The organism is Acidaminococcus sp. (assembly GCA_022482815.1).
Classification (GTDB): Bacteria; Bacillota; Negativicutes; order Acidaminococcales; family Acidaminococcaceae; genus Acidaminococcus.
Genome location: JAKVOM010000001.1, coordinates 2,806,909 through 2,833,687, shown reverse-complemented (window position 1 = coordinate 2,833,687; position 26,779 = coordinate 2,806,909). Strand labels below are relative to the sequence as shown.

The window sequence follows — 26,779 nt, the reverse complement described above, 5'->3', positions numbered from 1 at the left end:
GGTGAAGGAAGTGCCGGAACTTCCGGAAGTTGAACAAGTAAGGCTCTCGCTGGAGCGCCATATAATAGGAAAGAAAATTGAAAAGGTGGAAATCTACGTCCCCAAAATGGTAAAACACCCGGGGCCTGAGGTGTTTTGCCAAGAGGCAGCAGGGCAGACCATTGTGAGCGTGGGGCGTACCGGAAAGTATCTGCGCGTTAATTTGCAGTCAGGCGATTATCTTCTGATTCATCTGCGCATGACAGGAGCGCTTCTCGCCGCTGCCAAGGGCAGTGAAAAACCGCCTTATACGCGCTGGGGCATGGTTCTTTCCGGGGATGAAGACTTGTGGATGAGTGACATCCGTAAGTTTGGCACGGTAGGACTGTACCATCCCGGCGAGACCCCGGATCCTGGATATGCCGCTTTGGGACCGGAACCGCTCTCGGAAGCACTGACGGCGGATTACCTGCGGGAGAAAGCTGCTCATAAGACGTGTCAGCTGAAATCCTTTATTCTGGACCAGAGCGTCATTGCGGGACTGGGCAACATTTACGCGGACGAAGCTCTTTTTGAAGCAGGGCTGCGCCCGCAGAAGCGCGTGAACCGTATGAGAAAGAAGGATTGGCCTGTTCTGGTGGAAGCCATCAACCGTGTGATTGCCCAGGGACTTCGGCATCATGGGACAACGTTCCGTAATTATCAGGATGCGGATGGACATATGGGAGACAATCTTTTGTATCTCAATGTGTATCATCGCAAGGGCGAACCGTGTAAACGCTGCGGTATGCCTTTGAAACAAATTAAAGTCGGCGGCCGGGGCAGCGTGTTCTGCCCGCACTGCCAGAAGTAGGTGATGATATGACGATAATCGGATTGACGGGGGGCATTGCCTCGGGAAAAAGTACGGTGAGCAGCTACCTGCGGACGAAGGGAATCCCGATTTTTGATTCGGACCAGGCCTGCCATGATGTAGTAGAGCCCGGAACGCCCTGTCTGAACGCGGTGATACAGGCATTTGGTCCGGGTATCCTGACCCCGGACGGAAGAATGGACCGCCGCCAGGTTGCGTCTCTCGTTTTCTCCAATCCTGAAAAACTGGATGTATTGAATCATTTGGTACGCACTTCCATTTCTGAACTTCGTGACCAGTTTCTGGCAGAACATGGAAAAGATCCGGTAGCTGTCATTGACGCACCGCTTCTTCTGGAAGGCGGCTGGGACAAGTACGTGGACGAAGTATGGGTAGTCTATATCCCCGAAGAAGAACAGATTCGCCGCGCCATGGCCCGTTCCCCGATGACAAGGGAAGAAGTCATAACACGGATGAAGCACCAGATGCCGCTTTCCGAAAAGAAAAAGCATGCGCAGGTAGTGATCGATAACAGCGGTACGCTGGAGGAGCTGTATCGCCAGGTCGATAAGGCTCTGGCACGACTGGTGTAAAGACGCTGACCTCTAGAGCGCACGTCACTGGCCGCATCGTAGAAAGCAAAACTGCTTTAGTGATTTTGCTGTGAATTGATAAAAACGGTGTTTGAACTTCAGATAAAACGCTGAAAGCGTCCTTTAGCTAACTGTCTTAGGTTTACCATTGTCCACTGCAGCTGCAGTGGACAAATCTCTAATTATGTAGTATGATACAGAGAATTTTTGTGAATATCTTGAAAACAAAAGAAGGAAGTTGTCACAGGCTCCTATTTTTTGTTAGAATAGATGAAAGAGTGAATAGAAATGATTGGCTCTGATTTTTTCAGAGCGTTGACTATATACAGTGAGGGATAGAAGTGACAAAGAGACAGCAGAAAAAACGTTCTGGTTGCCTGCCCTTTATTTTCGTTTTGCTTATACTTTGTGTTGCCGGCTACTTGTTCTGGCGCACGGATTTTGCTCAGAAGCGATTTGTGTATACGTGGCCCTATGCGAAGGAAATCCATCAGTATAGTGCCCAGTATCGCGTAGATCCTTTTTTGGCGGTTGCCGTGATTAAAAACGAAAGTGGTTTTAAACCGGACGCAGAGTCCAAAACGGGGGCCTTGGGACTCATGCAGATCATGCCCGAAACAGGGGCGTGGATTGCCAAATCAACGGATTTTCCTAATTTTAAAGCGAAGATGCTGAATCTGCCGGAGCTGAATATCAAGTTTGGCTGCTGGTACCTGAAAGAGCTGGAAGAAGAGTTTCACAGCAATGAAATTCTTATGCTGGCTGCTTACAATGCCGGGCGCGGTGTTGTAAAGGATTGGATGGAAGAATATGGATGGGGATTTGACTTCAGCGATATTTCGCAGATTCCCTTTGACGATACAAGAAATTATGTCCGCAAAGTATTAAACGACAGGGAAAGTTATGAGCGGTTATATAAAAACTCTTTTAAAAATATTTAAAAAAAGGGTTGACTCCGAATTTTCACTGTGCTAGAATAGCATTGTTGTTGATGACAACGCGGCCATGGCGGAACTGGCAGACGCGCTAGCTTCAGGAGCTAGTGGGGGCAACCCCGTGGAGGTTCAATTCCTCTTGGCCGCACCATTTTTTTGTCCATAAAACTTCACAGAATTGATATACATGCGGTTGTGGCGGAATGGCAGACGCGTCAGCTTGAGGGGCTGGTGAGGGCAACCTCATGGGGGTTCAAGTCCCCCCAACCGCACCATAACATGTGAATTGAGCCGTCGGGAAATATCCCGGCGGTTTTTTGATTTTATAAGACCACTGCTTCGGCAGCGGTCTTTTTTGGTATTGACAGATGTGGTCTGCCGTACTGTCGCAAGCCGTTGATTGTGCATTTTTTCTTATTAACGGGAGCTAGCTGCACGCTGCTGTCAGCCTGTAAAAATTAGTCAAGGTAATTCCCTCACGATGGTACCGATATTTCTTTTTACTCTAAATAAATTTACTGTTAACTTTATTTAAGAAATGCATCTTTATATGATACAATAATTATTATTAATAGATTCAAATCAACTGAAATTACTTTGTGATGAAAGGAAAGTGTGCGATGAGAAAAAATCTCGCTGCTCGAATCTTACTTGCGCTGGCATTATCGGCTGCAGCACCGGTTCCTGTTCTGGCAGCTTCGCTGCCGCTTGCTCCCGGTGAATACACCGAAGAAGGAATACTTTCCGTGCCTGCAGGTAAAACTGTGATTGCGGCAGCGGGGACATATGATATCAAGAATTCGGATAATACGCTGCATCTTACCAATGAAGCGTCAACACTGGTGCTTTTTGCAGTTACAGGCGGAGAAACCGTTGTCAACGGAAACGTTGACGTGGCAGGGAAGAATCTTTTGGATGGCGGAAATGGCATTCGCGGCAAAGTAGCTGTAAACGGCAATCTTACGTATGATGTGGATAATACGGAAGTCAGCACAAATTCAGGCAATCTGCTTATCGTTGGCAGTTCATCCGGAACGGCAGCGACTGCTCTTACGGTTGCCGGTGACCTTACGATGAAAAATACAATGAAGAAAGCTGACAGCTCGATGTCGCTCATAACAGCTTTCGGCAAAAATACGAATGTGACCGTAAACGGAAACCTGTACCTATATAACCGAATGACGGAAGAAGTGACAGGGGAGACAAGCGGTGCCAATGTGCTCTATGCCAATAACGGCGCCTCGATTACGGTAAATGGAGACACGACAGAACTCTATGCCATTGCAAGCAATCCCGATGCCATTACGGCCAAGGGAGCGAGTACGATTACGTTACAAAGCAAAGAAAATAAGGTTGTCGGCAATATAAGCTTTATTGATGCTCCGGGCGGCTTGAAGCTGGCTGACGGCGGTACCGTAACAGCCGTTTTTGACGGAACTGATTCGTACTGGTGGGGCGATGAACAAAATTATGTGCCATTCTGGAAGGAGGGCTTTATTGGTCTTCTTACTGGTTTGAAACAACTGGGAACTCTTGACTTTACGTTCCGCAACGGAGCCGAATGGTTTTATTTCGGAGATGACTGTTATTATGAAAAGAGGGTGCCCTTCTTTGGACTTCAGACGATGCCTGTGGCTCGGGCCAAGTATATTTCTGCGATTACCCTGGAAGATGGGGGGATTGTAAATCTTCAGGATGCGGATATTCAGCAGAAACTTTCTTCTGTAGAGGGCTTGACCGATGTCTATCCCAAACTTAAGGAAATCAAGCATGATTTTGTCACCATCGGGGATCTTCGCGGCGATAACGGCGTATTCAAGATGGATCTTAATGTGCAGGACAAAAAAGACAGCGATATGATTTATGTGGAAAATTCCACGCAGCCCGGTACGCATCATATTTCCGCACCGCTTTCGGAGGAAAACCTCACGCAGCTTTCCGGTACGAATACGCTGCGTTTTGCTACAACGGCAGCGAATGCGTCCGGAGTTTCCTTTGTTTATGACACGCCTTCCTTTGATGACAGTCTGTATGATTATCAGGCGCTTGTAGGAACGAGTACTTACAGCGCCGACGACAGCGAGAATACAATCTATAACAGTAAGGTCGGCGGCAGCGGTAATCCGGGGGACACTAAATCATCTTCTTGGTTTCAGGGCTTTTTATCCAAATTGGACGAGACTTTTGCGGGCGGGACGAACTGGTATCTTTATGGTACAACACATACCGTAAAACCTGTTGTTCATCGGTTGGCAAAAACCGCTGTCGGAGCCTATGATTTTGCTCTTGATATGGACCGGCTGAATAAGCGGCAGGGGAAGGCCCAGTATCTGGATGAGAGGAAAGACGGCCTCTGGGTCCGTCTGGAACGAAGCAGCAGCGAACGGGATGATTTGACTGACGGCACTTCCACAATGGGACAGATTGGGTACGATTACCTGCTTGACGGCGGTCATCACCGTCTCGGTCTGGCCTATGACTACAAAAAAGGAAACTATACCCTGGATGGTCATGGCGGATATGGTGAAAACCGGCGGCGTGAAGTTCTTTTATATGATACGATTCGCCTGGATGATGCCGGTTCCTATGTGGATCTGGTGGCCCGCTGCGGCAAATTGAACCACGATTTCAAAGCCTATCGGGATGACGGACGGCATCTTTCCGGGGAATATGATAATCATATGGCTGCTGTAAGTGCCGAATACGGGCATCCTTTTGACTTGAAAAACGGCAGCTTCTTTGAACCTCAGGTTCAGCTGCAGTACGCCAAACTTGGCAGTGCGGACTACCGTACGGAAAACGGATACCGCGGCCAGATAGATGGAACCCACAGTCTGATAGGCCGTCTCGGGTTTCGGCTGGGGCAGGAAAATGCCTACCGTCAGGTCTATTTCAAAGCGGATGCGCTGCATGAATGAGCTGGTGGACAGGATGTGTCTCTGACGGACCGTATGGGGCACCGTGTCAATTATGATGTAAAAGGACGCGGTACATGGTATGATATCGGTATAGGGACAGTATGCAGGCTTAGTGACCAGACATCCCTGTCCCTTGATGCAGAAAGAACGTTTGGCTCCGATGTCAAAGGCTGGTCCTTTAACGCCGGATTCCAGTGGCATTTTTAATGAATTAAGGAGGGATGTAAGATGCAGGATGCCTGGACGATTCTCCGGAAAATCGGTACAACCGGGAAAAATCCGGATGGTTCTTATACTCGGCGCTGCTACAGTCCTGAATTTTTTGCCGCAGCAGCGATTGTGCGGAAGGAAATGGAAGCACTGAAAATGACGGTCAGCCAGGATGCCACAGGTTCCATTCACGGAATTTTGCCGGGAACAGAACCGGGACTGAAGCATATTGTCATGGGTTCACATCTTGATACTGTGCCTTCGGGAGGTCTGTTTGACGGTGCCCTCGGCGTATCCGCTGCTTTGGCTGCTCTGCACCGTTTGCAGGAATCCGGAACCAGGCTGCGGCACCCCGTCGAAGTCTATGGATTTAACGGAGAGGAATTCAACGCACTGGGAGGGCTCTACGGAAGTCGTGTGCTGACCGGACTGTTTGATCCGGACCGGCCGGGAATGAAAGAGGCCCTGGCCTCTCACGGTCATACGCCGGAAGAAATCAAGGGCTGCCGGAGAGATTTTTCGGATGTAAAGTGCTATCTGGAGGCTCATATCGAACAGGGACCGGAACTGGATGCTCATCATATTCCGCTGGGCGTTGTCAGCGGGATTGCCGGTGTGTATCGCTATCGCGTGACTTGTATGGGACAGAGCAATCACGGCGGGACGACCATGATGCCGAGTCGTCATGATGCCATGGTGGGCATGGCTAAACTCATTGTCTTTGGGGATGAGGCCTGCCGCCGCATAGACGACCATCTCGTTTTTACGGCCGGGACGATTGCCTGCTGGCCCAATTCAGCCAACGTAGTACCGGGTAAGGTGGAATGCACTTTTGAAATGCGTCACCTTGATAAGGCAAAGACAGACGCACTCATACACGAAATAAAGGATTATGCATCCCGCATTGACCGTGTGAAGTTTGAATTTACGGCGCTGGAGGAAAAACCAGGCGTTTACAGCAGTCCGGAGATTATGAAGGTCTTTGAACAAGCTGCCGAAAAAGCAGGGATTCCTCATGTTGTCATGCCTTCCGGTGCGAGCCATGATGCCCATGCCATGGCCCGGCGCGTGCCTATGGGCATGATCTTCGTACCGAGTAAAGACGGTATCAGTCACAATGGGGCAGAATGGACGGAACCGCAGGACGTGAAGAATGCCGGTATTGTTCTTTATGAGGCGTTGAAGATTTTGGATTGTGAGGACTAAGTAAAACTCAGTGGTTAATATAGTCGTGCGGGAAGATGTTTAGCGGACTCTTACTAAAAAGTACGGATGGCAGTGAGTTTTTTATCCAGTACAAACTAATTGCCGGTTTGCTGCCTACAGTGCGGCCTGCGACCGGTGACTCGCGAAAAATGTGGCTTTGAAGAAATGATATTCCATTTCTTCAAAGCCACATTTTTTAGTGGGCGCCATTTTGGACAGCTCACCGTGTATACTAGTAGGTGAGAGGAGGAAATATCATGAAAAAGATTTACTTTACCATTACTGCCACAGACTTTCACCTGGGTGCGGAGGTATTTAAACGCCGCCAGAAAGTATACTTGAAAAAAGACAAGCACAACGAATATGACCACGAGGCTATTGCCGTGGAGCTTCCGGGACTCGGAATTGTCGGATACGTCGCAAACAGTGTTCGCACTGTCCTTGGTAAAAGCTACAGCGCCGGGCGGCTTTATGACAAATTCAAAAAGAAAGCAGCGGGGCGTGTGGCCTATATTACGGAAAAAGGCGTTATCTGCGAGTTCCTGGAAAAATAAAGAAAGCAGCAGTGTTCTGCCTTGCAAAAGTTAAAACGCGGGTGGTCTTTAATCAGCAACATGCAAAAAAGACCGCGAAAACATGATTTCGCGGTCTTTTTAATCATTTTATGCTTTTTGAGCTGCTGAACTATCATATTGTTTCAGCAGACGTTCAGCTTCCTTTCTCATCTGAGAAACAACCTGCTGCGGCGACGTGATTCTGACACCGGAACCCAGTGCCATGATCCACCCGAAGAACTGAGGGCTGACAGCCACTTTTACTGTTGTCGCCACGTGATTTTCATCGGTAGGAGTCAGGGTAATCTTTTTGCCAAAACGATCAATCAAGATGCCTACCAGGTCATTTTCTACTTCAATCGTTACGTCTTCAATCTCACCGTCGTACATGCCGAAGTGGCATTGTGTATAAGTAGGGATGTCGTACTTGCGATACTCCTCGCGCCCCAGACGCTGCTTGTCAAGGACTTCGATGTCCAGCATCTTGTCCACACGATAATGTTTCAGTTTTTTGACCGGTGCGTCGTAACCTACGAGATAGTAATTTTCATCATCCCAGATAAGGCACCAGGGGCTGACAGTGTAAGAAGCCCCATCTCTGCGCTTTTCCATTTCTTTCTTGATGTTCCACTGGAAGTAATGGAAGGAAATCTGACGATTGGTATTGAGCGCTTCATAAATCCTGTCGATTGTGTAATAGGTTTTTTTGTTGCTGGTCTTACTCCGTCCAAAGATGTAGACCTGACGAGACAGCTGCTCAGCCTCTTTTTTGCTGACGAGGCGTTCGAGCTTGCTGATGAGCATCTGGGATTTATGATCGTTGATAAATTTGGAAGCCTGCACGGAGTCTACAAGAAGTTTTACCTCCGGAAGCTCGAAGAGACGGGAACCAATGTGGTAGGTCCAGGTCCTGCCTTCCTGGAGGGCAATGATATCAAGCCCGAACCGCTTTAGTTCCTTGAAATCCTGATACAGTGTCTTACGATCGGCATTCACTCCATAACTGTTCAAGCGATCAATGATGTTTTGCAGAGTCAAGCTATGCTTGTCGTCCGTTTCTTCTTCGAAGATCTTTTTAAGATAAAGCATTTTCAGCTTCTGGTTTACTCCGTTTGCCACGAACATCCCTCCCCTTTCATCCGGATACACAATCTTACATCTTTAGCATATCATAAATATTGAAAAATAGGACAATTTTTTCAAAAAAAGTACAAATTTTCGGACATATATTTCCCTATTTGTAAAATTTGTACGAATTTATGGAAGTAAGTTTCACCTAATTTATTAAATTATGTCCTCACGGCGGGACAGATTATGCTATAATTAAGTTAACAAAAGTGGGAATAGAGTGAATACTCTGTTGAAATTTTAGTGTAAAAGAGGGATTCAAGATGAAGGAAGATGAGCTTAAATTAACTCTTGATTCAGGGTTTACTTTCGACTACCACAATGTGGTTGGACCTGAAACCGTACAAAAAGAAGAAGTAGAGGCTTTTGCACCGCAGATTGCTGCGGCTGCCGCGGCCGTGCAGAAAATCCGTACGGATGGTGTAGCCAAAAATCACCTGTCCAAAGATGGTGCTCCCGAAGCTGTTTATTTCCCAAGACTGCCTTATATCAAAGAAGGGTATCCGAACTCTCCTTCTGTGATAGCAGATTTGAAAAAATTTGGTGAGGACGTCCGTTCCCATTATGATGCCGCTATTTTCTGCGGTATCGGCGGATCTTTCCTCGGCGGCAAAGTCCTCTATGACTGCTTCGAAAGCCTGTATTGGCCGAAGGATGCAGCGGCTAAGAGACCTCAAATCTTCTTTGCAGGCAACAACCTCGATCCTGAAGCTGCCAGCGAGACGGAAGAAGCCATTATGAAGATGGCGGCCGACGTGCGCGCAAAGGAAAAACGGAACCTTAAAGTCATGCTGGTTCCTATCAGTAAATCCGGGACGACCCTTGAAGCCATGTCCGCATTTCTCTATTTCTACGGAACACTGACAGAAGAAGGCAAGTCGATTGATGTAGGGGTGACCGTAGTTTCCGACCGCACGCTCAAGACCTGTCCGCTGATTCAGCTGGCTGCACAGTATAATTGGCCGGTCTTCCAGGTTCCGCACGGTGTAGGCGGACGGTTCAGCGTGCTTTCCACGCCGGGCCTTATCGTAGCCGCGGCATTGGGTATGGACATTGATAAACTGCTTACGGGTGCCCGTGATATGGACAAAGCGTGCCTGGGGGATGATGTATGGAAGAACCCGGCACTGTTAAATGCGACGCTGAAATATCTGGCCCGCAAGAATCACGGCTGCACGATTGAAGTCTTTATGCCTTATGCAATGCGCCTCAAAGCGTTGGGTGAATGGTATGTGCAGCTCCTTGCCGAATCGCTGGGCAAACGCAAGGACCGCGAAGGCAACACCGTGTTCTACGGCCGTACGCCTGTCCTTGCCATCGGAACGACGGACATGCACTCCCAGACGCAGCTCCATCAAGACGGCATCCGGGATAAGGTTGTACAGTTCCTCTTTGTAAAGAATCGTCTGAACAAGATGACCGTTCACAATCCATTCCCGCAGATGGCATCTCTTAATGGATATGAAGGCCTGGATCTTGGAACGGCCCTGAATGCTGCTATGGAAGCCAATGAAGAAGCGCTTGCCGGTGATCACCGGATGAATGCTCTCTACGTGCTGCCGTCGCTTGACGAGTACTATCTCGGCCAGATTTTCTACTTCCTGATGCTCAGCATTGCCTATGAAGGCGAACTGGCTGATGTGGATGCTTTCGACCAGCCAGGTGTGGAAGTGTATAAGAGAATTATGAAGGGTAAGGTCAATGTAAACCGGTAAAGTTGAAAGGCACCTGCCTCACGATGGTGTTCGACAAGTCTCGCACGCATCGTGGGGCAGAGTTTTTTCTAAGGGAGTTTCTGATGTCCTCTGCAGAATTAGGGAACCAGTGATTCGTTCGCAACTTCATCTACATGTGTCTGTGCCAGTTACGCTGTGTCAACAATTCCTCGAGTTACACCCGGTAACCCTCCGGATTGTTTTCTTGCGTAGCTGGCACATCCGCATGTATCTGAAGCCGTTAATTGAATCATTGGTTCCCTGCCGCATCTACTTTGTCAGGCGGACGCGTGACCCATCGAGGTACTATTTGTGTACATCTTCTGGGCCCCGCGCCCGCCTTTCGCGTATTTGCGGCTGTCTTGCAGCAGAGTCCACCAGAAACAAAGAAAAATAGTATGTGCATACTGAGTGTTTATGTTTCAAGAAGCAGATATCATCTAACTTTTTTGCAAAAGAGAAGGCAAGTTACGATAGGGTATTTGTAAATTTTTACTTAAGGAATGTAGAGTGCAACCTTATAGATTTTGTGCTAATGATTCACTGAAAATAATGGATATTAAAACAAAAAACCATGAAATTATAGTACGTTCTTTGTCGGTAAGACAATAAAAAATGGTAACTAAAAATCCGCCGGTAGCGGGGGCCACTTGCAGATTTTTTGACTAAGAAATTAAGTTACAAAGTACAGAACAAGTCAGGAAATCTTCTGCAATCAATATCTTGGTTTATCTTTAATCTCGTCATAGTAAGCAGTAATGCCAATTTTTTTGATCCGCCGATTTATTTCAACAGAACGGTTGTAAAGATTTTGATCTAAACCGGTGTGATTGCAAGGGAATTCATCGCACTGGAAACAGAAATCCACACCTTTTGCTTCAGCACAAGAGCGAACTTTGCAATTCTTATAGAACTTGCATTTTTCTTTCCTGCATCCGCCACACTGTGCCTTTGCGATATAATCGAGCAGCTGTGCAAACTCCGGATATTTTTCAAATACAGGATCCAGTGCGGTTGTGAAACGTTTTGCGTAGGGTGCGAAATCTCCCAGATTTTTCTGCAGTTTTCCTGCTGCTTCGTGAATATCTCCATTCGTAAAGGCAAAGCATTTTCCGCAATGCAGTCCACAAGGTGCAATTCTTTCCATGGCCGTTTTGACATCGCTCATTTTTGTTCCTCCTTTGTTATAAATAGTTAACGCAGCAAATCTTCTATAAAAGTCCCGTGTTTTCCTCATACATTCAGATGTATTTTAGTCTAAATTGTCTCACCGTTACAATACATAGGTTAACAATTAAAACACTTTCTCTGATTTATAGAGATTTGTAATTTTTACTTCCATAATCGTAGGAAAAGTTATCGTAAACAGATTCGCCATTATCGTTTTCAGAGCGGATGACATACTCAGGTTTATGAGAGTGACAATCCGAAAAATGGACTAAGAAAAATAAAGAAAGCGCTTTTGGTTTTTGGCCTATGGCATTTAGCTTCGCCTGCAGCCGTGTGTTAAGGCTTTTAACTCAAATAAATTTATATAAAAGCTGAAATTTAGCAGGTAACCTAAACTTCATGTTTTATTTTTATAAGTTCAAAGCAAAATGCTTTGGTCATTTTGCTTCCACGGGCGGAAAGCGGACGGCGGGCTGCGGAAAGCGTAAAACAGGGGCTGTGAAATAATGCACACGCATATTTCACAGCCCCTGTTGTTTATTTGGCTCCAAAAATTTTCAGCTTTAGCCTCATGGCCTTCATTCATGCGCCAGGACGATTTTTTTCTTCTGAGCTCTTTCCATCTGGCCTTTATCGATATATCCTTCTTCCTGCATTTTTGTCAGGACAAGATCCCGTCTTTCCTTACAGGCTTTCCGGTCGAGGTAGGGGTTCAGTGCTGTCGGTGCGTTGGGAAGTCCGGCAATAACGGCACATTCATCAAGCGACAGCTGCAGCGGTTCTACACCGAAGTAGCCGCGCGCTGCCTGACGGACGCCGACGGAATTATTTCCAAAGAAGGTCGTATTTAAATACATTTCCAGAATTTCTTCTTTTGTGTACCTTGCTTCCACGATAAGAGCAAGGACTGCCTCCCAGAGTTTGCGGCCCATGGAACGCTCCGAAGTGAGCAGTGTATTTTTTACGAGCTGCTGGGTCAGGGTACTGCCGCCTTCTACCACTTCATTTTCCTGGATGTTGACCAGAATGGCCCGCATAATTCCATCCGGATCGATGCCGTGATGGGAATAGAAACGGCGGTCTTCAATCGCGACGAGTGCTTTAGGCAGGGCAGGTGGCATTTTGGACAGGGGCGTCCAGTTTTCCTTCGGAATAGCTCCCTGGGCTATTTCTTTAAGGCACGCCGCCTTATAGATGAGGCGAAGCGGACGCGGAATTTTTGCCACCAGAGAAGAGGAGGAAGGTATTTCCGTCATCGTTTCCCATTCCTTGAAGGCAGCTGACGCCGGTGCCTTGATTGTTTCCGGCCTGGTTACGTACCAGCAGAGCCCCGCAGACAGAAGGACGAGAATGAACAGCAGTTTTTTCATGGGCATCCTCCTTCCTGATACATCCCCATTCTACTCGAAATATGGCGAAAATACCATTCCTCAAAAGAAAATCGTGAAAAATTCCGTACTTTTTCCAAAAATATATAGTAGATTTAGCGTTTTTCGTACTATAATAAAAGGACTATCAGTAGAGGAGAAATTGAAAAGAAAAGGTTGCAATAATATGCATACAGATGTATAATATTGCAACATAAGGCACCGTAAGGCAGCCGCTTTACAGCGATGAGGGGAAGCCGTTTTAAGCAGATGACATTACATAAGCGGGCGGTCATCCGAAACTTTACTGATAAAGCGTTTTATCAAAGCTATGTTTCCTGTAAAAACCAATATATATGCACAGGAAACCACTCATGAGGAGGAAATGAGATGCAGATTAAAGGCAATGAAATGAACATTCTAGTTGAGGCTTTGCCGTATTTAAGCGCTTTCAAAGGGAAGACCGTAGTTGTTAAATATGGTGGCAATGCAATGCTGAATGATGACTTGAAGAACAAGGTTCTTCAAGATATCGTTTTCCTGCAGCTGGCTGGCATGCGGCCTGTTGTTGTCCATGGTGGCGGCCCGGAAATTACTGCCATGCTGAAACAGGCCGGCAAGCATTCTCACTTTGTCAGCGGACTGCGTGTCACGGATGAAGAAACGGTTAAAATTGCTGAACTGGCACTGGTGGGCCGTACCAATACGGACCTAGTCTGCCGCCTCAATATGCTCGGCGGTAAGGCCGTGGGTCTGAATGGTAAGGATGCCAAACTGCTGGAAGCCAAGAAACATCTTGCCGATGTTTACGAAAATGGTCAGGTCAATCTCGTCGATATCGGTTATGTAGGAACCGTCGATAAAATCAACACGGAATTCCTGAATCTGCTCATTAATAACGAATACATTCCGGTCATCGCTCCGATTGGTATCGGCGCCAACGGTGAAACCTACAACATCAATGCCGACAGTGTAGCCGGTGAAGTGGCCGGTGCGCTGAAAGCAGAAAAACTGCTGATGCTGACGGATGTAAAGGGCATTTATGAAGATCATAAAGATGAATCGACATTCATCTCTACGCTGACCTTTGAAAAAGCTCATGAACTGATCCTGAAGGGCAGCATCGACGGCGGCATGATTCCGAAAGTCAAGGCCTGCATCACGGCTCTTTCCGGCGGTGCTGTCAAGACCCATATCATCGATGGGCGCCGCGAACACTCCATCCTGCAGGAAATCTTCTCGGATGAAGGCGTCGGCACGGAAGTTGTCAAGGGCTGAATAAGCCTTTGAACCATGAGGGGGATGAATGATGAATACAAAAGAAATCATAGATACTACTGAAAAATATTACCTTCCTGTTTTTGGCCGGCCGCCTATTGCGCTGGACCACGGGGAAGGCTGCACGCTCTATGATGCAGACGGCAAAGCCTACACGGATTTTCTCGCCGGTATTGCCGTAAATGCTTTGGGCTACGCTCATCCGGCCATTGTCAAGGCAATCAGTGACCAGGCAGCAAAAATTGCCCATGCCTCCAATATTTTCTACTATGAGATCCAGGCAAAGGCTGCTAAGCAATTGTGCGAAGTGGCTCGGATGGACCGCGTGTTCTTCGCTAACAGCGGTGCAGAAGCCAATGAAGGCCTGATTAAGCTGGCTCGTAAATATGGCAGTGCCAAGAGCCCGAAGAAATATAAAATCATTACGGCAATCGATTCTTTCCACGGCCGTACGATGGAAACCCTGACCGCTACAGGACAGGAAAATTACCATGAAGGCCTGGAACCGCTGCCGGAAGGTTTCGTTTATGTGCCGTTTGGCGATCTTTCCGCTGTGGAAAAGGTTATGGACGAGGATGTCTGCGGCGTCCTGCTTGAACCGATTCAGGGCGAAGGCGGCGTTCATGTGCCTCCGGCAGGTTATCTGAAGGGCGTACAGGACCTGTGCAAAAAGTATGATGCCCTGCTGCTCTTTGATGAAGTACAGAGCGGTGTTTGCCGCACCGGCAAGTGGTTTGCTTATATGCATGAAGGCGTTAAGCCTGATGCCATGAGTCTGGCAAAGGCTATTGGCTGCGGATTCCCGATGGGGGCTTTCCTCGTTCAGGAACGTTTGGCCCACGTCTTCAAACCGGGTGACCACGGTTCTACGTTCGGCGGCAATCCACTGTCCTGCGCGGCCTGCTATGCAGCTATCAGCACAATGAAGGAAATGCATCTGGATGAAGTCGCTGCCAAGACGGGCGACTACTTCAAGAAAGGGCTTGAGGCGCTTCAGAAGAAACATCCGGATAAGATCAAGGAAGTTCGCGGCAGAGGGCTGCTCCTCGGAGCTGAACTTTATCGTCCCGGCGGCAGCGTTGTGACAGAAGCACTCAAGAAAGGCTTCATCATCAACTGCACGGCTGGCAATGTGCTGCGTTTTGTACCGCCGCTCATTATCAGTGAAAAGGAAATTGATGCACTGCTTAAGGCATTAGATGAGATTTTGGCGGAATTCTAAGAAAAAAGAGGGATAAAATGGCTTTAAAAAACAAGGATCTGATTTCCATTCATGATTTATCCGTGGGCGAAGTTGCCACGATTTTGGATGTCAGCAAGAAATTAAAAAAGAAACAAAAGATGGGTGAACCCCATGAATACCTGAAGGGGAAAACCCTGGCAATGATTTTCTCTAAAGCCTCCACGCGTACGCGTGTTTCCTTTGAAACGGGATTCCATCAACTGGGTGGACATCCGATTTATATGACGGAATCGACTTCTCAGATCGGCCGCGGGGAACCGGTCAGAGATACGGCTCGTGTCTTGTCGCGTTTCGTCGATGGCATCATGATCCGTACGTTTTCCCATGATGCTGTTATTGAACTGGCTAAATATGCAACAGTTCCTGTCATCAACGGATTGACGGATCTGCTTCATCCCTGTCAGGCACTGACCGATATGTTTACAGTCATGGAATACAAGGAAGTACTCCAGGGCCGTAAGCTTGTCTTTATCGGTGACGGCAACAACATGGCTCATTCTTTGATGTACGCCTGCGCGAAGGTCGGCATGAATATGGTCTGCGCCAGCCCGAAAGGATACAAGCCTAATGAGAAGATTGTGGCCGAGGCTCAGGAAGATGCCAAACTGACCGGTGCTACGATTGAAGTGATGGAAGACCCGATGGAGGCAGCCAGAGGTGCCGACGTTCTCTATACGGATGTCTGGGCTTCCATGGGTGAAGAAGCAGAACGTGAAGTTCGTTGCAAGGCATTCCAGGGCTATCAGATCAATAAGGAAATGCTCGAAGTAGCACGTCCTGACTGTATGGTGCTGCACTGCCTGCCCGCACACAGAGGCGAAGAAATTACGGACGAAGTCATTGAAGGACCTCATTCTGCCGTATTTGACGAAGCTGAAAATCGTCTTCATGTCCAGAAGGCCATTATGGCGCTGCTCATGAGTGACGAAGTATTATAAAAGTATCACAATTTGACAAAGGAGATTGAAGCGACATGTTAGATAAATCCAAAATCAAGAAAGTTGTTCTTGCTTATTCCGGCGGACTGGATACGTCCTGCATCATTCCCTGGCTGAAAGAAAACTACAATAACTGCGAAGTTATTACCGTAACAGCTGACCTGGGCCAGGGCGACGATATGTCCTTTGTCCATGATAAAGCTCTGAAATCCGGCGCCAGCAAAGCGTATGTGCTGGACCTGCGTGATGAATTCCTCCGTGACTATGCCTGGGAAATGGTAAAGTCCGGCGCTGTCTATGAAAAGAAATATTTGCTGGGTACTTCCATTGCCCGTCCTGTTATTGCCAAGCATCTGGTTGATGTGGCACTGAAGGAAAATGCCGATGCTATCTGCCACGGTGCTACAGGTAAGGGCAACGACCAGGTTCGTTTCGAACTGGGTATCAAAGCACTGGCACCTCAGCTGCAGGTCATCGCTCCCTGGAGAGAATGGAAAATCAAATCCCGTGAAGATGCTATCGATTATGCAGCAGCTCATAATATTCCCGTTCCTGTAACGAAGAAGAAGGATTACAGCATGGACTGGAACATCTGGCATCTGTCTCATGAAGGCAGCGACCTGGAAGATCCGTCCAATGAACCGAAACCCGATATCTTCGTCTTCTCCGGTACTCCGGAACAAGCTCCGGATAAGGATGAATACGTGGAACTGGAATTTGAACAGGGCGTTCCTGTTGCCGTTAACGGCAAGAAGATGGAACCGGTTGAACTCCTGACCACGCTGAATGAAATTGGCAAGCGCAACGGCATTGGTATTGCCGACATGGTAGAAAACCGTCTCGTCGGCATGAAGGATCGCGGCGTTTATGAAACGCCTGGCGGTTCCATCATTTACTATGCCCATAATGAACTGGAAAATATCTGCCTCGACAGAGCTACTTACAACTACAAGGAACAGATTGCCCTGCGTTACGCTGAACTCGTCTATGACGGCATGTGGTTCTCCCAGCTGAGAGAAGCCCTGCAGGCATTCATTGATGAAACCCAGAAGACCGTAACCGGTAAGGTAAGAGTAAAATTGTACAAAGGCAACATTATTTCTGCCGGCGTAACGAGCCCGTACTCCCTGTACAGCAAGGAATATGTAACCTTCGGTGAAGATGACGTTTATGATCAGACCGACGCCAAGGGCTTCATTACCCTGTTCGGCTTGCCTCTGACTGTCAGAGCTCTGATGAAACAAGGAAAGTTGAAATAATGGCTAAGTTATGGGGTGGAAGATTCAGTAAGGACACCAACGCCCTGGTTGATGAGTTTAACGCGTCCATCAGCTATGACCAGCGCCTGTATCGGGAAGATATCCGCGGCAGCATTGCCCACGTGCATATGCTGGCTAAAACCGGAATCATTTCCACAGACGACGCCGAAAAAGTCGTTGCCGGGCTGAAAAAGGTGCTCCAGGAGATGGAAGACGGAAAATTTGAGTTCAAAACCGAACTCGAAGATATCCATATGAACGTGGAAGCGGCTGTGACGGATCTCGTCGGAGATCCGGGTGCACGCATGCATACGGCAAGAAGCCGCAATGACCAGGTAGCTCTGGATATGCATATGTACACCAAGCGCGAAATCACGGAAGTTATGGAGCTGCTCATCAAGTTTGAGGAGGCACTCCTTACCGTGGCAGAGCAGCATCAGAAGACGCTGATGCCCGGGTATACCCATCTGCAGCGTGCGCAGCCCATTACGTTCTGCCATCATATGCTGGCTTACTTTAATATGTTCCTGCGTGATTTCCGCAGGTTGGAAGGCGTCTGGAAGGGCGCCGACATGATGCCGCTCGGTGCCGGTGCAGTTGCCGGTACGACGCTTCCCATCGATCGTTTCCAGGTGGCGGAAGAACTGCATTTTTCCGAAGTGTACGGCAACAGCATGGATGCTGTCAGTGACCGGGATTACATTCTTGAATTCCTGTCTTTCGCTTCGATCTGCATGATGCATCTTTCTCGCTTAAGTGAAGAAATCTGCCTGTGGTCTTCGACGGAATTCGGGTTCATTGACCTGGATGACGCCTTTGCAACGGGATCCTCCATGATGCCGCAGAAAAAGAATCCGGATATTGCCGAACTTGTAAGAGGCAAGACAGGACGCGTCTACGGCAATATGATGGGCTTCTTCTCGACCATCAAAGGACTGCCGCTGGCCTACAACAAAGACCTGCAGGAAGATAAGGAAGGTTTCTTTGATACGATTGATACGGTGAAGTTCTCGCTTCAGGTCTACAGGGACATGATCCTTACGATGAAAGTCAACAAGGAAAGAATGGCGGAAGCCGTTCATAAGGATTATTCCAATGCGACGGATCTGGCCGATTATCTCGTGAAGAAAGGCATGCCTTTCCGCAAGGCTCACAAAGTGGTCGGTGAAGCAGTGGCATACGGCATTGCTCATCATAAATTCCTTGCTGATTTTACGATGGACGAATTCAAACAATTCTGCCCGCTTTTTGAAAAAGACCTCCTCGAGGCCATTAAACCGGAGAACTGCGTGGCGGCCCGTACCAGTTACGGCGGACCGGCTTACAGCCAGAACGAAGTCCAGCTGAAAAAGGGACATGAAAAAGTTAATGCTCAGAAGAAGGTTTTGGCTGAGCTTAAAGAAAAACTGTAAGTGAAAAAGCTGTGAAGGAATGAAAAGCCATTTCTTCACAGCTTTTTTGATGCCTTCTGCAGTCCGCATGCCCCCAATGGAGGCAAAATTTCCAAGCAATCTTACGCTAAATTTGTAAAAGTAGTGTCTTAAATTTCGGCTAAAATCCTTTTTATATTTTTATTGTCAGCAGCTATCTAAATTTTTAAGGATTGTGAAAAAATTGCTTTCACAGTCCTTTTTTATTCGTGTAAAAGCTTAAAAAACCGCGTTACTATGCCTTTTTTCGGTACCATAATTGTTATTTTCATGTTAGTAATTTTACTTAGAACAATCATCGATATATTCAAGTTTACTAATAATGGAACTACAGATACAATAAAATCAGAAAGTTACGAAAACTTTGCAGCTACAAAATTTAATGGAAAGGGGATCATTGAGATGATTGGTATTCTAGGTCTTATTGTTGCCATTATCTGTGTCGTAGCACTCATTTGGAAGAACTGGCATATGGCCGTTGTTTCCCTCGTGGGCGCGTTGGTTGTTATTTTATTTAACGGAATGGATCCTGTCATGGCTCTAAAGGATAACTTCATGAAGGGCATGGCTGGTTTTGCAGGTAACTGGTACCTTTTGTTCATGCTGGGAGCAATCTTCGGCAAAGTGATGGGAGACAGCGGTGCTTCTGTCGGAATTGCGAACCGCATGCTTAAACTTATCGGAGAAAAGTCAGTTGTTCTTGTCATTATGCTTACCGGATTAGTTCTTTCTTACGGCGGCATCGGGACATTTATCATTGCTTTTTCTCTTTATCCAATTGCTGTTGCATTGTTCCAAAAGGCTGATATTCCTAAAAAGCTGATTGTTGCAACGATTATGGTATGCCCGGTTACGGTGTGCATGGCGATGCTTCCGGGCTCTCCTTCCACACAGAACCTTATTCCTACCACGTATTTTGGGACGACTGCATACGCCGGCCCTACGATTGGTATCATTTGCTCCATTATCATGTTTGTGTCTGCTTATGTTTACCTCAACTGGGAGATTCGTAAGGCTAAGGCCAATGGAGAACATTTTGAACCGAGCGAGGGAGAAGACCTGTCTGCACTGGATGCAGTTAACCAGGGAAAAGTGCCTTCTATTACGAACTGCTTTATTCCTATCATCATTCTTTTGGCCCTTATGTTCGGGCTGCAGTTCTTTACCAAAATTCCTTCCGCGTATGCAGTTGCTATCGCTATGGCTGTTGCTGTTTTAGTTGGCTGCTATCTGTATCGGGACTTCATCAATCCTAAAAAGGCTATTTGTGATGGAGCAGGCGGAGGCCTGGGTTCCCTCATTGCAACGTCGTCCATCATGGGATTCGGTGCTGTTGTTTCTGTTTCCCCAGCATATAGCCGCATTACGGAAGCTCTGGTCAATATGCAGGCGGATCCTTTAATCACGGCATTGATTTCTATCAACGTGATTGCCGCTATTACCGGTTCTTCGGCAGGTGGTTTGAATATTTTCCTGAGTTCCATGGGTAACTATCTTGCTGCATCGGGACTTAACCTTTCCATGCTTCACAGAGTTGTCTGCATTGCTTCTTCCGGTTTCGATGCTATGCCGCATGCCTCCGGGATGGTTGTATGCAACCAGATTGCTAAGACTTCCCAGCGGGATACTTATAAGTATGTGTTCATCACCTGCGCTGTGATGCCATTCCTTTGTGCAATATTGGCTTGCATCATGGGCAAGTTTGGCATTGTTTGATTGAAATTTGGAAAGGGGAATGGTCATTATGCGTGCAGACTATATCATTAAAAACGGACACGTAATCGATCCAGCCGCTCATTTTGATGGTATAAAGGATATATATGTAAAAAACAATAAAATCGTTGACGCCGGTTCTCAACCTGTCGAATGTGGAGCCAACCAGATTATTGATGCATCCGGCAAACTTATTGCCCCGGGTCTGATAGACTTTCATACGCATATTTTCTACAGCGGAAGTACAATTTGTATTCGGCCTGACCTTATGATTCCTCTAGGAACCACGGCCACAGTTGATGCAGGCAGCGCTGGCTGTGCCAACTTTGGGGCATTTTATCAATCTGTCGTTTCCCAGTCTATGGTGAAAATCAAGAGTTTCATGGAAGTTTACAGCGGCGGACAGATTGACCCCAAGTTATGCGAAGATTTTAATCCTGCTCTGTACAATCGAGATCGGATTGAAAGTGTCTATGAACAATACAAAAATCAGCTTCTGGGACTAAAGATTCGGTTTTCTAAAGGTGTTGTCCCTGAAGATTCGGGAACCACTTACATAGAGAAAGCTATCGATCTTTGCAAGAGTCTGGAAGACCGCATAGGACAAGCTGTCAGACTTTGCATTCATACTACGAATTCACCGGTGCCGGCTGGAGAGCTTGCTAACTGTTTGAGAAGCGGGGATATTTATTGCCACTGCTATCAAGGTGCGGGAAATACCATTATTTCAAAGTCCGGGAAAATTGAGGAGGATATTCTGAAGGCGCGCGAAAGGGGCGTCATTTTCGATGCGGCTAACGGGAAAGGTAACTTTGGCCTCCAGACTGCTAGGGACGCACTTCGGGAAGGCTTCCTGCCGGATATCATTTCCAGTGATTTGACAACCGATAAGTTCAATATGCCTCCCTATGATAAAAATTTGCTTCATGTAATGGGAAAATACAGGGAACTGGGGCTTGATCTCCCGACAATCATCAAAGCAGTGACAGAAACTCCGGCAGCAATCATGGGACTTGCCGGCAAGATTGGAACCTTGAAGGCGGGTGCCTTTGCCGATGTAGCTGTCTTTGATGAAAAGGATATTGAATATACCCAGAAGGATTTCTGTGATGATAAGATTACTTGTCATAAAGTTTTGGTGCCTCAATTAGTGATGATTTCAGGAGCTATTGCATATTGCAAGCCGGATTTTTACATTTGATTTTGTGAAATAAACTAAAATTCCTCTTCCCAAAAACAGGGAAGAGGAATTTTTTAAGCTTAATAATAAATGTTGGGATGATGAAAAATTTTGGCTTTTCTCATCCCAACATTCTTTTTGCAATTTCTTATTGTAGGCAGCATTAAAAGCTTGAGAGTCTTGCAGCGTTTTTTATAGATTTCTCTTAACCAGTTCTTCTACCGGTTCCTGTGTCGGCGTAAAGTGTGTATCGAATTCCGTGTTCAGGAATGCGAGGGCATAGCTGACGGCCATGGCGGAACCGGTAATCATACCTTTTTCATCGATATCAAATTCCGGCGTATGGTGGTTGGCACCGCAGCCTTTTTCGGGATTGCCGATGCCGGTGAAGGCGAGAACACCGGGGTAAAGGCGGAGGAAAAGCGCAAAGCTTTCGGAAGCCATCCATGGCTCCGGATCATAGATGACATCGGCTCCGAAATCTTTAATAAGCGCTTCGCGGCCAATCTGGGCACAAGCTTCATTGTTGCGGGCTTCATAGAGAGCCAGCGGCATCTGCAGGATTTTATACGTGCATCCATGCAGGGCCGTCACGTGATCCAGCGTCTTCTTGAAATAATCCTCGAAAGGTTTGCCGGCCTTATCGTAATCGAAGAAACGGGCGGTACCGCCAAAGCGCAGACTGTCCGGAATAATGTTGTATTTATCGCCGCCGGCGTGCACGTAGCCGAGAGAGAAAGTCAGGCATTCAAAGGGGGCCACGCGGCGCATTCGGAAGGCATTCATTTCGTCATAGAATGTATGGAAGCAGTCAATAGGACTGTTTGCAAGGTCCGGACGGGCACCGTGCCCGGGAGTACCATAGATATCTACAATGAAGGAGCAGCCGCCGGCCATGACACCGCCCGGCATGATGGAAACCTTGCCGGCGGGCATATCCCAGCGTACGTGGGTTGCGTAGCATCCATCGATGGAAAGGCCGGATTTGCGGACAATCCAGGGCAAAAGATTGACGATATCTCCGTTGTTTTCTTCACCGCGTTCAAAACAAAGTACAACGCGGCCGCGAAAAGCTTCTTTATGGCTGTTTAAGAGACGGGCGGCCGTCAGCAGCATTGCCATATGAGCGTCGTGTCCGCAGGCATGGGAGCAGCCGTCTACTTTCGAGATGCAGACCTTGGGACCCACAAGATTGGTCTTGCTCTCGGCAATAGGAAGAGCGTCCGTATCAGCTCGCATGAGCAGGGTTTTGCCGGGTTTTCCGCTGTCTATGACAGCCACGAGGCCGCCGTCCGGTACATTGGTAACCGGGATTCCGAGATTCTTTAAATATTCCTCGATAAAGGCGATGGTCTTTACTTCCGCATTGCTGAGCTCCGGATTTTCATGGAAATGGCGGCGCAGACGAACGGTTTCCGGAAATGCTTCCTGACAAAGTGCTAAAATATTCATTTTTATGAGTGTCCTTTCTTTTGGATAATTTTTCTTCTTCATGTATTTTTCATGCGTCCATTATATCATTTATAAAATGATGAAAAAAGCCGGAATCAGATGTGACAATTTCGGAAAGAGTGCAATAGACACGTGGACAAGGTGCCCTTACTTTAGTTATAATAAACAAGTGGGTGCTTATAGTTTTCTACGCACCGTTTGTAGAGGAGGAAAGTGCCGTGGGAGGTCATATTTTAGATTTAATCCGCACCATCACGATTCTGGATGTCCTGGATATCCTGGTGGTTGCGTTTTTCTTAAATAAAATCTATCAGATGCTTAAAAATACAAGAGCGGCATCACTGGTCAAAGGCCTGTTGATGCTCCTTGTCATTATGCTTATTAGTAAGTGGCTGAACCTGTACGTCATTAACTGGCTGCTCGAAAAGTTCATGACGATCGTCATGTTCGCACTGCCTATTGTTTTTCAGCCGGAACTGCGCCGCGCATTGGAACAGATCGGGCGCGGAAAATTGTTCCGCCGGAGTACGGTGCTGAACGAAACGCAGATTGAGAATATGCTGGAGGCCGTAGCTGCAACCGCTGATGATCTGAGCCGCAACAAGATCGGGGCCCTGATTGTCTTCGAACGTGAAACCGGGCTGGATGACTATATTGAAACGGGTGTCCAGATCGACGGCAAGATCAGTACGGCTCTTTTTGAAAATATTTTTATTCCGAATACACCGCTTCACGATGGCGCCGTTATTATCCGCGGCGACCGGATTGCCGCGGCAAGCTGCCTTCTGCCGCTGACGGAAGCCCGCAACCTCAATCAGGAACTCGGTACGCGGCATCGTGCGGCCATCGGCTTGTCCGAGCAGACAGATGCGCTGATTCTCGTCGTCAGTGAAGAAACAGGCGCTGTTTCCATGGCACGCGGCGGCGCTCTGCAGCGCTATCTGACTCACAATGATGTGAAGGATCTGCTGCGGCCGGTTATGAAGCAGCCGATGCTTAACTGGAAAGATTCCCTGAAGGCCAAGCTCTCCGCTCTGTGGCATCACGGTAATCAGGAAGGAGGTGGGGATTATGCTAAAAAATAATTCCCCGAAGAAAGAAAATTCCTGGATTGCCCGTATTATGGCCGTCATTGTAGCCTGTATCCTCTGGGTCTACGTGATGAATGAACAAAATCCGATTACGACGCGGAATTTCGTGGTTCCGCTGACACCCTTGAACCTTCAGGAAAACATGATGGTCAAGGATCTGCCGGATTCCGTGAATGTAAGAATCAGTGGCACACGGTCCCAGATTGCTTCGCTTCGGAATTCCGATGTGACGGCATATATTGACTTCACGGACGCGCCGAAGGGACGCGGCACCTATAATGTGATGGCAACGACGAAAGTCGGCGAAGTGACGGAAATTTCCCCGAGCCTCCTCCAGCTTGAAACGGATGTTATGTCCAGCAAAGAGGTCAAACTGGAGGCCCGGATTGTCGGCGTGCCGCACAGCGGCGTCACCGTGAGCAAGATGGAATTGAATCCGACGACCGTAACTATTCGCGGCGCGGGAGAACGGATTGCCCTGGTGGAAAAAGTGCTCGTTATGGTCGATATCAGCAACCACGATAAGAACTTTGAGACGGAAGCAACGGCCGTTGCTGTGGACCACAACGGACGCGAAATGTATGATGTCAAAGTTGATCCGTCCAAGATCCAGACGGCAGTTACCATCGTAAGACAGCTTGGAACCAATGAATTCCCGATTAAGGCAAATCTGTCCGGGAAACTGCCGGCAGGATATACGCTCGTAGATACAAAGATTACGCCGAGCTCCGTCAAATTGACGGCTGATCCGAAGGTGCTGGGGCAGATTACTGAAATTCAGACAGCACCGATTGTACTGGATAATATTTCGGATTCTGTGGAACTTAAGATGCCTCTGCAGATTCCGGATCAGGTCATGGCGGAAACGCACAGCGTTATCGTAGAAATTACAGTAAAGAAAGCAGACGCGGGTAACAATAATGATAGTAAAGCTCAATAATGTGCGGGTAGGGCTGGACAGCACTCACTCGCTGAAACAAATTGCGGCTCGGAAACTTCGTGTTTCCGAGTCTCGCATTGCCCGGGCAAAAGTGCTCCGCAAAGCCGTGGATGCCCGGAGAAAAAGTAATATTTGCCTGGTTTATCACCTTTTGCTGGACTTAAAGATGAGCGAAGGTGAAGTCCAGCGCCTTATTAAGCAGAAGCTCGTAACGCCCTGGCAGGAAAAGATGCTGCCCGAGGCTGTCATCGGCAGTGAAGCGCTCACCGGGCGCCCTATTGTCATTGGATTGGGACCGGCAGGCCTGATGGCTGCCCTGGAACTGGCTAAGCACGGCTATCATCCGCTTGTTGTGGAACGCGGCCGTGACCTGCAGCACCGGGTAAAGGATGTGGAACGCTTCTGGAAAACCGGACAGCTTGACCCCGTAAGCAACGTACAGTTTGGCGCAGGCGGGGCGGGTACTTTTTCCGATGGCAAACTGACGACGCGGGTCAATGACCCCGTGATTTCTCACATCCTGAAGACTTTTGTGGCTGCCGGTGCACCTGAAGAAATCCTGACGGAGCAAAAGCCCCACGTGGGGACAGATAAGCTGCGCCTCATGGTGGCTGGCCTGATCGGGATGATTAAGCGCAGCGGCGGGGAAGTCCGATATGAAACACAGGTTACGGATTTTGATATTGACCCCGAACGAGGACTTATCGGTGTCACGCTGAATAACAGGGAACATGTCCCGACAAACGGCCTTATCCTTGCATGCGGTCACAGTGCCCGTGACACCTATCAGACTCTGCTGCGGCGCGGCGTTCACATGGAATCCAAAGCTTTCGCCGTAGGAGTGCGTATTGAGCATTCACAGGAACTGATTAACCGGGCACAGTACGGAAAATTTGCCCATCATCCGAAATTGGGTGCTGCCGACTATGCCCTGGTCTACCATGACCCCGAATCGGGCCGCGCGGTGTATTCGTTCTGCATGTGTCCCGGCGGACAGGTCGTTGCTTCCGCTTCGGAAGCTGGCGGACTTGTGGTAAACGGAATGAGTCCTTTTAAGCGAGATACGGGCCTTGCCAACAGCGCCCTCGTCGTGAGTGTCACCCCGGAGGATTTTCCTTCAGGACCGCTGGGCGGCATGGAATTTCAGCGTAAATATGAGGCACTGGCCTATGGCGTCAGCAAGGATTACCGGGCACCTGCCCAGTCGTCCCGCAGCTTTATGCAGCATGCAAAGCCGGATCTTAATGTCCCGTTCCGACCTTCTTATCGTCCGGGCCTTGTGTCGGCCGATTTGCGCACAATTCTTCCGGTCTATGTCACAGACAGCCTGGAACATGGCCTGAAGTATTTTGAACGGCGCCTTCCCGGGTTCAGCAAAGAAGGCCTTATGATTGGGGTGGAGACCAGAACATCCGCTCCGGTGCGGATTGTCCGTGATGAAAGCGGGCAGTCCCTTACCTGCCGCGGTCTGTATCCGTGCGGGGAAGGGGCAGGCTATGCCGGCGGCATCACGAGTGCCGCTCTCGATGGATATCATCAGGCCCGTCGTTTTATGGCAAGATTTGCTCAACCTGTGGTATAATAAACAAGTTAGAGTATTTATTCATGGTGTGTTAAAAAATAAAGG

General features: G+C 48.0%; 20 protein-coding genes, 2 tRNA genes and 1 pseudogene. 19 read left to right on the top strand and 4 right to left on the bottom strand.

What is annotated here, in order from left to right; genetic code table 11:
* The first annotated feature begins 10 nt into the window (after positions 1-10).
* The 8 genes and pseudogenes from mutM to LKE33_12155 all read left to right on the top strand — a co-directional run bounded on the left by mutM (position 11) and on the right by LKE33_12155 (position 7,248).
* Positions 11-832 (top strand): bifunctional DNA-formamidopyrimidine glycosylase/DNA-(apurinic or apyrimidinic site) lyase, encoded by an 822-nt coding sequence (mutM, locus tag LKE33_12190; protein MCH3951672.1) that lies wholly within the window; start codon positions 11-13, stop codon positions 830-832.
* Between the two features lie 8 nt (positions 833-840).
* Positions 841-1,425, top strand: a complete 585-nt coding sequence (gene coaE / locus LKE33_12185) for a dephospho-CoA kinase (protein MCH3951671.1) — start codon at positions 841-843, stop codon at positions 1,423-1,425.
* A gap of 341 nt (positions 1,426-1,766) precedes the next feature.
* Positions 1,767-2,366: a lytic transglycosylase domain-containing protein gene (locus LKE33_12180; GenBank protein MCH3951670.1), complete on the top strand. Its 600-nt coding sequence runs from the start codon at positions 1,767-1,769 to the stop codon at positions 2,364-2,366.
* A gap of 58 nt (positions 2,367-2,424) precedes the next feature.
* A tRNA-Leu gene (locus LKE33_12175) sits at positions 2,425-2,511 on the top strand.
* A gap of 38 nt (positions 2,512-2,549) precedes the next feature.
* Positions 2,550-2,635 (top strand) — tRNA-Leu (locus LKE33_12170).
* Between the two features lie 1,545 nt (positions 2,636-4,180).
* Positions 4,181-5,485 (top strand): annotated as a pseudogene (locus LKE33_12165) (autotransporter outer membrane beta-barrel domain-containing protein).
* A gap of 21 nt (positions 5,486-5,506) precedes the next feature.
* Positions 5,507-6,694, top strand: a complete 1,188-nt coding sequence (locus tag LKE33_12160) for a Zn-dependent hydrolase (GenBank protein MCH3951669.1) — start codon at positions 5,507-5,509, stop codon at positions 6,692-6,694.
* Between the two features lie 257 nt (positions 6,695-6,951).
* Positions 6,952-7,248 (top strand): HIRAN domain-containing protein, encoded by a 297-nt coding sequence (locus LKE33_12155; protein ID MCH3951668.1) that lies wholly within the window; start codon positions 6,952-6,954, stop codon positions 7,246-7,248.
* 108 nt (positions 7,249-7,356) lie between these two features.
* Here the strand turns inward: LKE33_12155 and LKE33_12150 are convergent, their stop codons facing one another.
* A complete protein-coding gene (locus LKE33_12150; protein ID MCH3951667.1) occupies positions 7,357-8,367 on the bottom strand; it encodes a WYL domain-containing protein in 1,011 nt (336 codons plus the stop codon).
* 272 nt (positions 8,368-8,639) lie between these two features.
* Here LKE33_12150 and LKE33_12145 point away from each other — a divergent pair, with 272 nt between their 5' ends.
* Positions 8,640-10,091: a glucose-6-phosphate isomerase gene (locus LKE33_12145; protein MCH3951666.1), complete on the top strand. Its 1,452-nt coding sequence runs from the start codon at positions 8,640-8,642 to the stop codon at positions 10,089-10,091.
* A 715-nt stretch (positions 10,092-10,806) separates the two neighbouring features.
* Here the strand turns inward: LKE33_12145 and LKE33_12140 are convergent.
* Entirely contained in the window at positions 10,807-11,259 is a 453-nt protein-coding gene (locus LKE33_12140; GenBank protein ID MCH3951665.1) for a DUF3795 domain-containing protein, read from the bottom strand.
* Positions 11,260-11,839: 580 nt separating this feature from the next.
* The gene (locus LKE33_12135; protein ID MCH3951664.1) at positions 11,840-12,631 is read right to left on the bottom strand and encodes a transglycosylase domain-containing protein; all 792 of its coding nucleotides are present in this window, start codon (positions 12,629-12,631) and stop codon (positions 11,840-11,842) included.
* A 387-nt stretch (positions 12,632-13,018) separates the two neighbouring features.
* On the opposite strand from LKE33_12135, the gene argB reads away from it, so the two are divergent.
* From argB to LKE33_12100, 7 genes are all read left to right on the top strand, one after another.
* Positions 13,019-13,906 (top strand): acetylglutamate kinase, encoded by an 888-nt coding sequence (gene argB / locus LKE33_12130; protein ID MCH3951663.1) that lies wholly within the window; start codon positions 13,019-13,021, stop codon positions 13,904-13,906.
* A gap of 28 nt (positions 13,907-13,934) precedes the next feature.
* Positions 13,935-15,128: an acetylornithine transaminase gene (locus LKE33_12125; protein MCH3951662.1), complete on the top strand. Its 1,194-nt coding sequence runs from the start codon at positions 13,935-13,937 to the stop codon at positions 15,126-15,128.
* A 17-nt stretch (positions 15,129-15,145) separates the two neighbouring features.
* Entirely contained in the window at positions 15,146-16,087 is a 942-nt protein-coding gene (argF, locus tag LKE33_12120) for an ornithine carbamoyltransferase (GenBank protein ID MCH3951661.1), read from the top strand.
* Positions 16,088-16,122: 35 nt separating this feature from the next.
* On the top strand, positions 16,123-17,346 hold the full coding sequence (locus LKE33_12115; protein ID MCH3951660.1) for an argininosuccinate synthase: 1,224 nt from the start codon (positions 16,123-16,125) through the stop codon (positions 17,344-17,346).
* A complete protein-coding gene (gene argH, locus LKE33_12110) occupies positions 17,346-18,758 on the top strand; it encodes an argininosuccinate lyase (GenBank protein MCH3951659.1) in 1,413 nt (470 codons plus the stop codon). Before LKE33_12115 ends, argH begins: the two co-directional genes overlap by 1 nt.
* Before the next feature lie 420 nt (positions 18,759-19,178).
* Positions 19,179-20,492 carry a hypothetical protein gene (locus tag LKE33_12105; protein MCH3951658.1) on the top strand — a complete coding sequence of 438 codons (1,314 nt, stop codon included), beginning with the start codon at positions 19,179-19,181 and terminating at the stop codon, positions 20,490-20,492.
* A gap of 28 nt (positions 20,493-20,520) precedes the next feature.
* Positions 20,521-21,690, top strand: coding sequence for an amidohydrolase family protein (locus LKE33_12100; GenBank protein ID MCH3951657.1), 1,170 nt, complete (start codon positions 20,521-20,523; stop codon positions 21,688-21,690).
* 171 nt (positions 21,691-21,861) lie between these two features.
* Here LKE33_12100 and LKE33_12095 read toward each other — a convergent pair whose 3' ends face one another.
* A complete protein-coding gene (locus LKE33_12095) occupies positions 21,862-23,121 on the bottom strand; it encodes an amidohydrolase (GenBank protein MCH3951656.1) in 1,260 nt (419 codons plus the stop codon).
* 218 nt (positions 23,122-23,339) lie between these two features.
* On the opposite strand from LKE33_12095, the gene cdaA reads away from it, so the two are divergent.
* From cdaA to LKE33_12080, 3 genes are read left to right on the top strand one after another with little or no spacing between them, the layout of a single operon-like run.
* Complete coding sequence (cdaA, locus tag LKE33_12090) at positions 23,340-24,206, top strand: diadenylate cyclase CdaA (GenBank protein ID MCH3951655.1); 867 nt, start codon at positions 23,340-23,342, stop codon at positions 24,204-24,206.
* Positions 24,193-25,152, top strand: coding sequence for a CdaR family protein (locus LKE33_12085; GenBank protein ID MCH3951654.1), 960 nt, complete (start codon positions 24,193-24,195; stop codon positions 25,150-25,152). Before cdaA ends, LKE33_12085 begins: the two co-directional genes overlap by 14 nt.
* Positions 25,133-26,734, top strand: coding sequence for a hypothetical protein (locus tag LKE33_12080; GenBank protein MCH3951653.1), 1,602 nt, complete (start codon positions 25,133-25,135; stop codon positions 26,732-26,734). Before LKE33_12085 ends, LKE33_12080 begins: the two co-directional genes overlap by 20 nt.
* Positions 26,735-26,779: the final 45 nt, after the last annotated feature.

Coding starts and splice junctions, on each gene's coding strand:
- argF (MCH3951661.1), top strand. CDS start 15,146: ATGGCTTTAAAAAACAAGGATCTGATTTCCATTCATGATTTATCCGTG.
- LKE33_12125 (MCH3951662.1), top strand. CDS start 13,935: ATGATGAATACAAAAGAAATCATAGATACTACTGAAAAATATTACCTT.
- LKE33_12115 (MCH3951660.1), top strand. CDS start 16,123: ATGTTAGATAAATCCAAAATCAAGAAAGTTGTTCTTGCTTATTCCGGC.
- coaE (MCH3951671.1), top strand. CDS start 841: ATGACGATAATCGGATTGACGGGGGGCATTGCCTCGGGAAAAAGTACG.
- LKE33_12080 (MCH3951653.1), top strand. CDS start 25,133: ATGATAGTAAAGCTCAATAATGTGCGGGTAGGGCTGGACAGCACTCAC.
- LKE33_12140 (MCH3951665.1), bottom strand. CDS start 11,259: ATGAGCGATGTCAAAACGGCCATGGAAAGAATTGCACCTTGTGGACTG.
- argB (MCH3951663.1), top strand. CDS start 13,019: ATGCAGATTAAAGGCAATGAAATGAACATTCTAGTTGAGGCTTTGCCG.
- argH (MCH3951659.1), top strand. CDS start 17,346: ATGGCTAAGTTATGGGGTGGAAGATTCAGTAAGGACACCAACGCCCTG.
- LKE33_12160 (MCH3951669.1), top strand. CDS start 5,507: ATGCAGGATGCCTGGACGATTCTCCGGAAAATCGGTACAACCGGGAAA.
- LKE33_12145 (MCH3951666.1), top strand. CDS start 8,640: ATGAAGGAAGATGAGCTTAAATTAACTCTTGATTCAGGGTTTACTTTC.
- LKE33_12155 (MCH3951668.1), top strand. CDS start 6,952: ATGAAAAAGATTTACTTTACCATTACTGCCACAGACTTTCACCTGGGT.
- LKE33_12085 (MCH3951654.1), top strand. CDS start 24,193: ATGCTAAAAAATAATTCCCCGAAGAAAGAAAATTCCTGGATTGCCCGT.
- LKE33_12135 (MCH3951664.1), bottom strand. CDS start 12,631: ATGAAAAAACTGCTGTTCATTCTCGTCCTTCTGTCTGCGGGGCTCTGC.
- LKE33_12095 (MCH3951656.1), bottom strand. CDS start 23,121: ATGAATATTTTAGCACTTTGTCAGGAAGCATTTCCGGAAACCGTTCGT.
- LKE33_12100 (MCH3951657.1), top strand. CDS start 20,521: ATGCGTGCAGACTATATCATTAAAAACGGACACGTAATCGATCCAGCC.
- LKE33_12105 (MCH3951658.1), top strand. CDS start 19,179: ATGATTGGTATTCTAGGTCTTATTGTTGCCATTATCTGTGTCGTAGCA.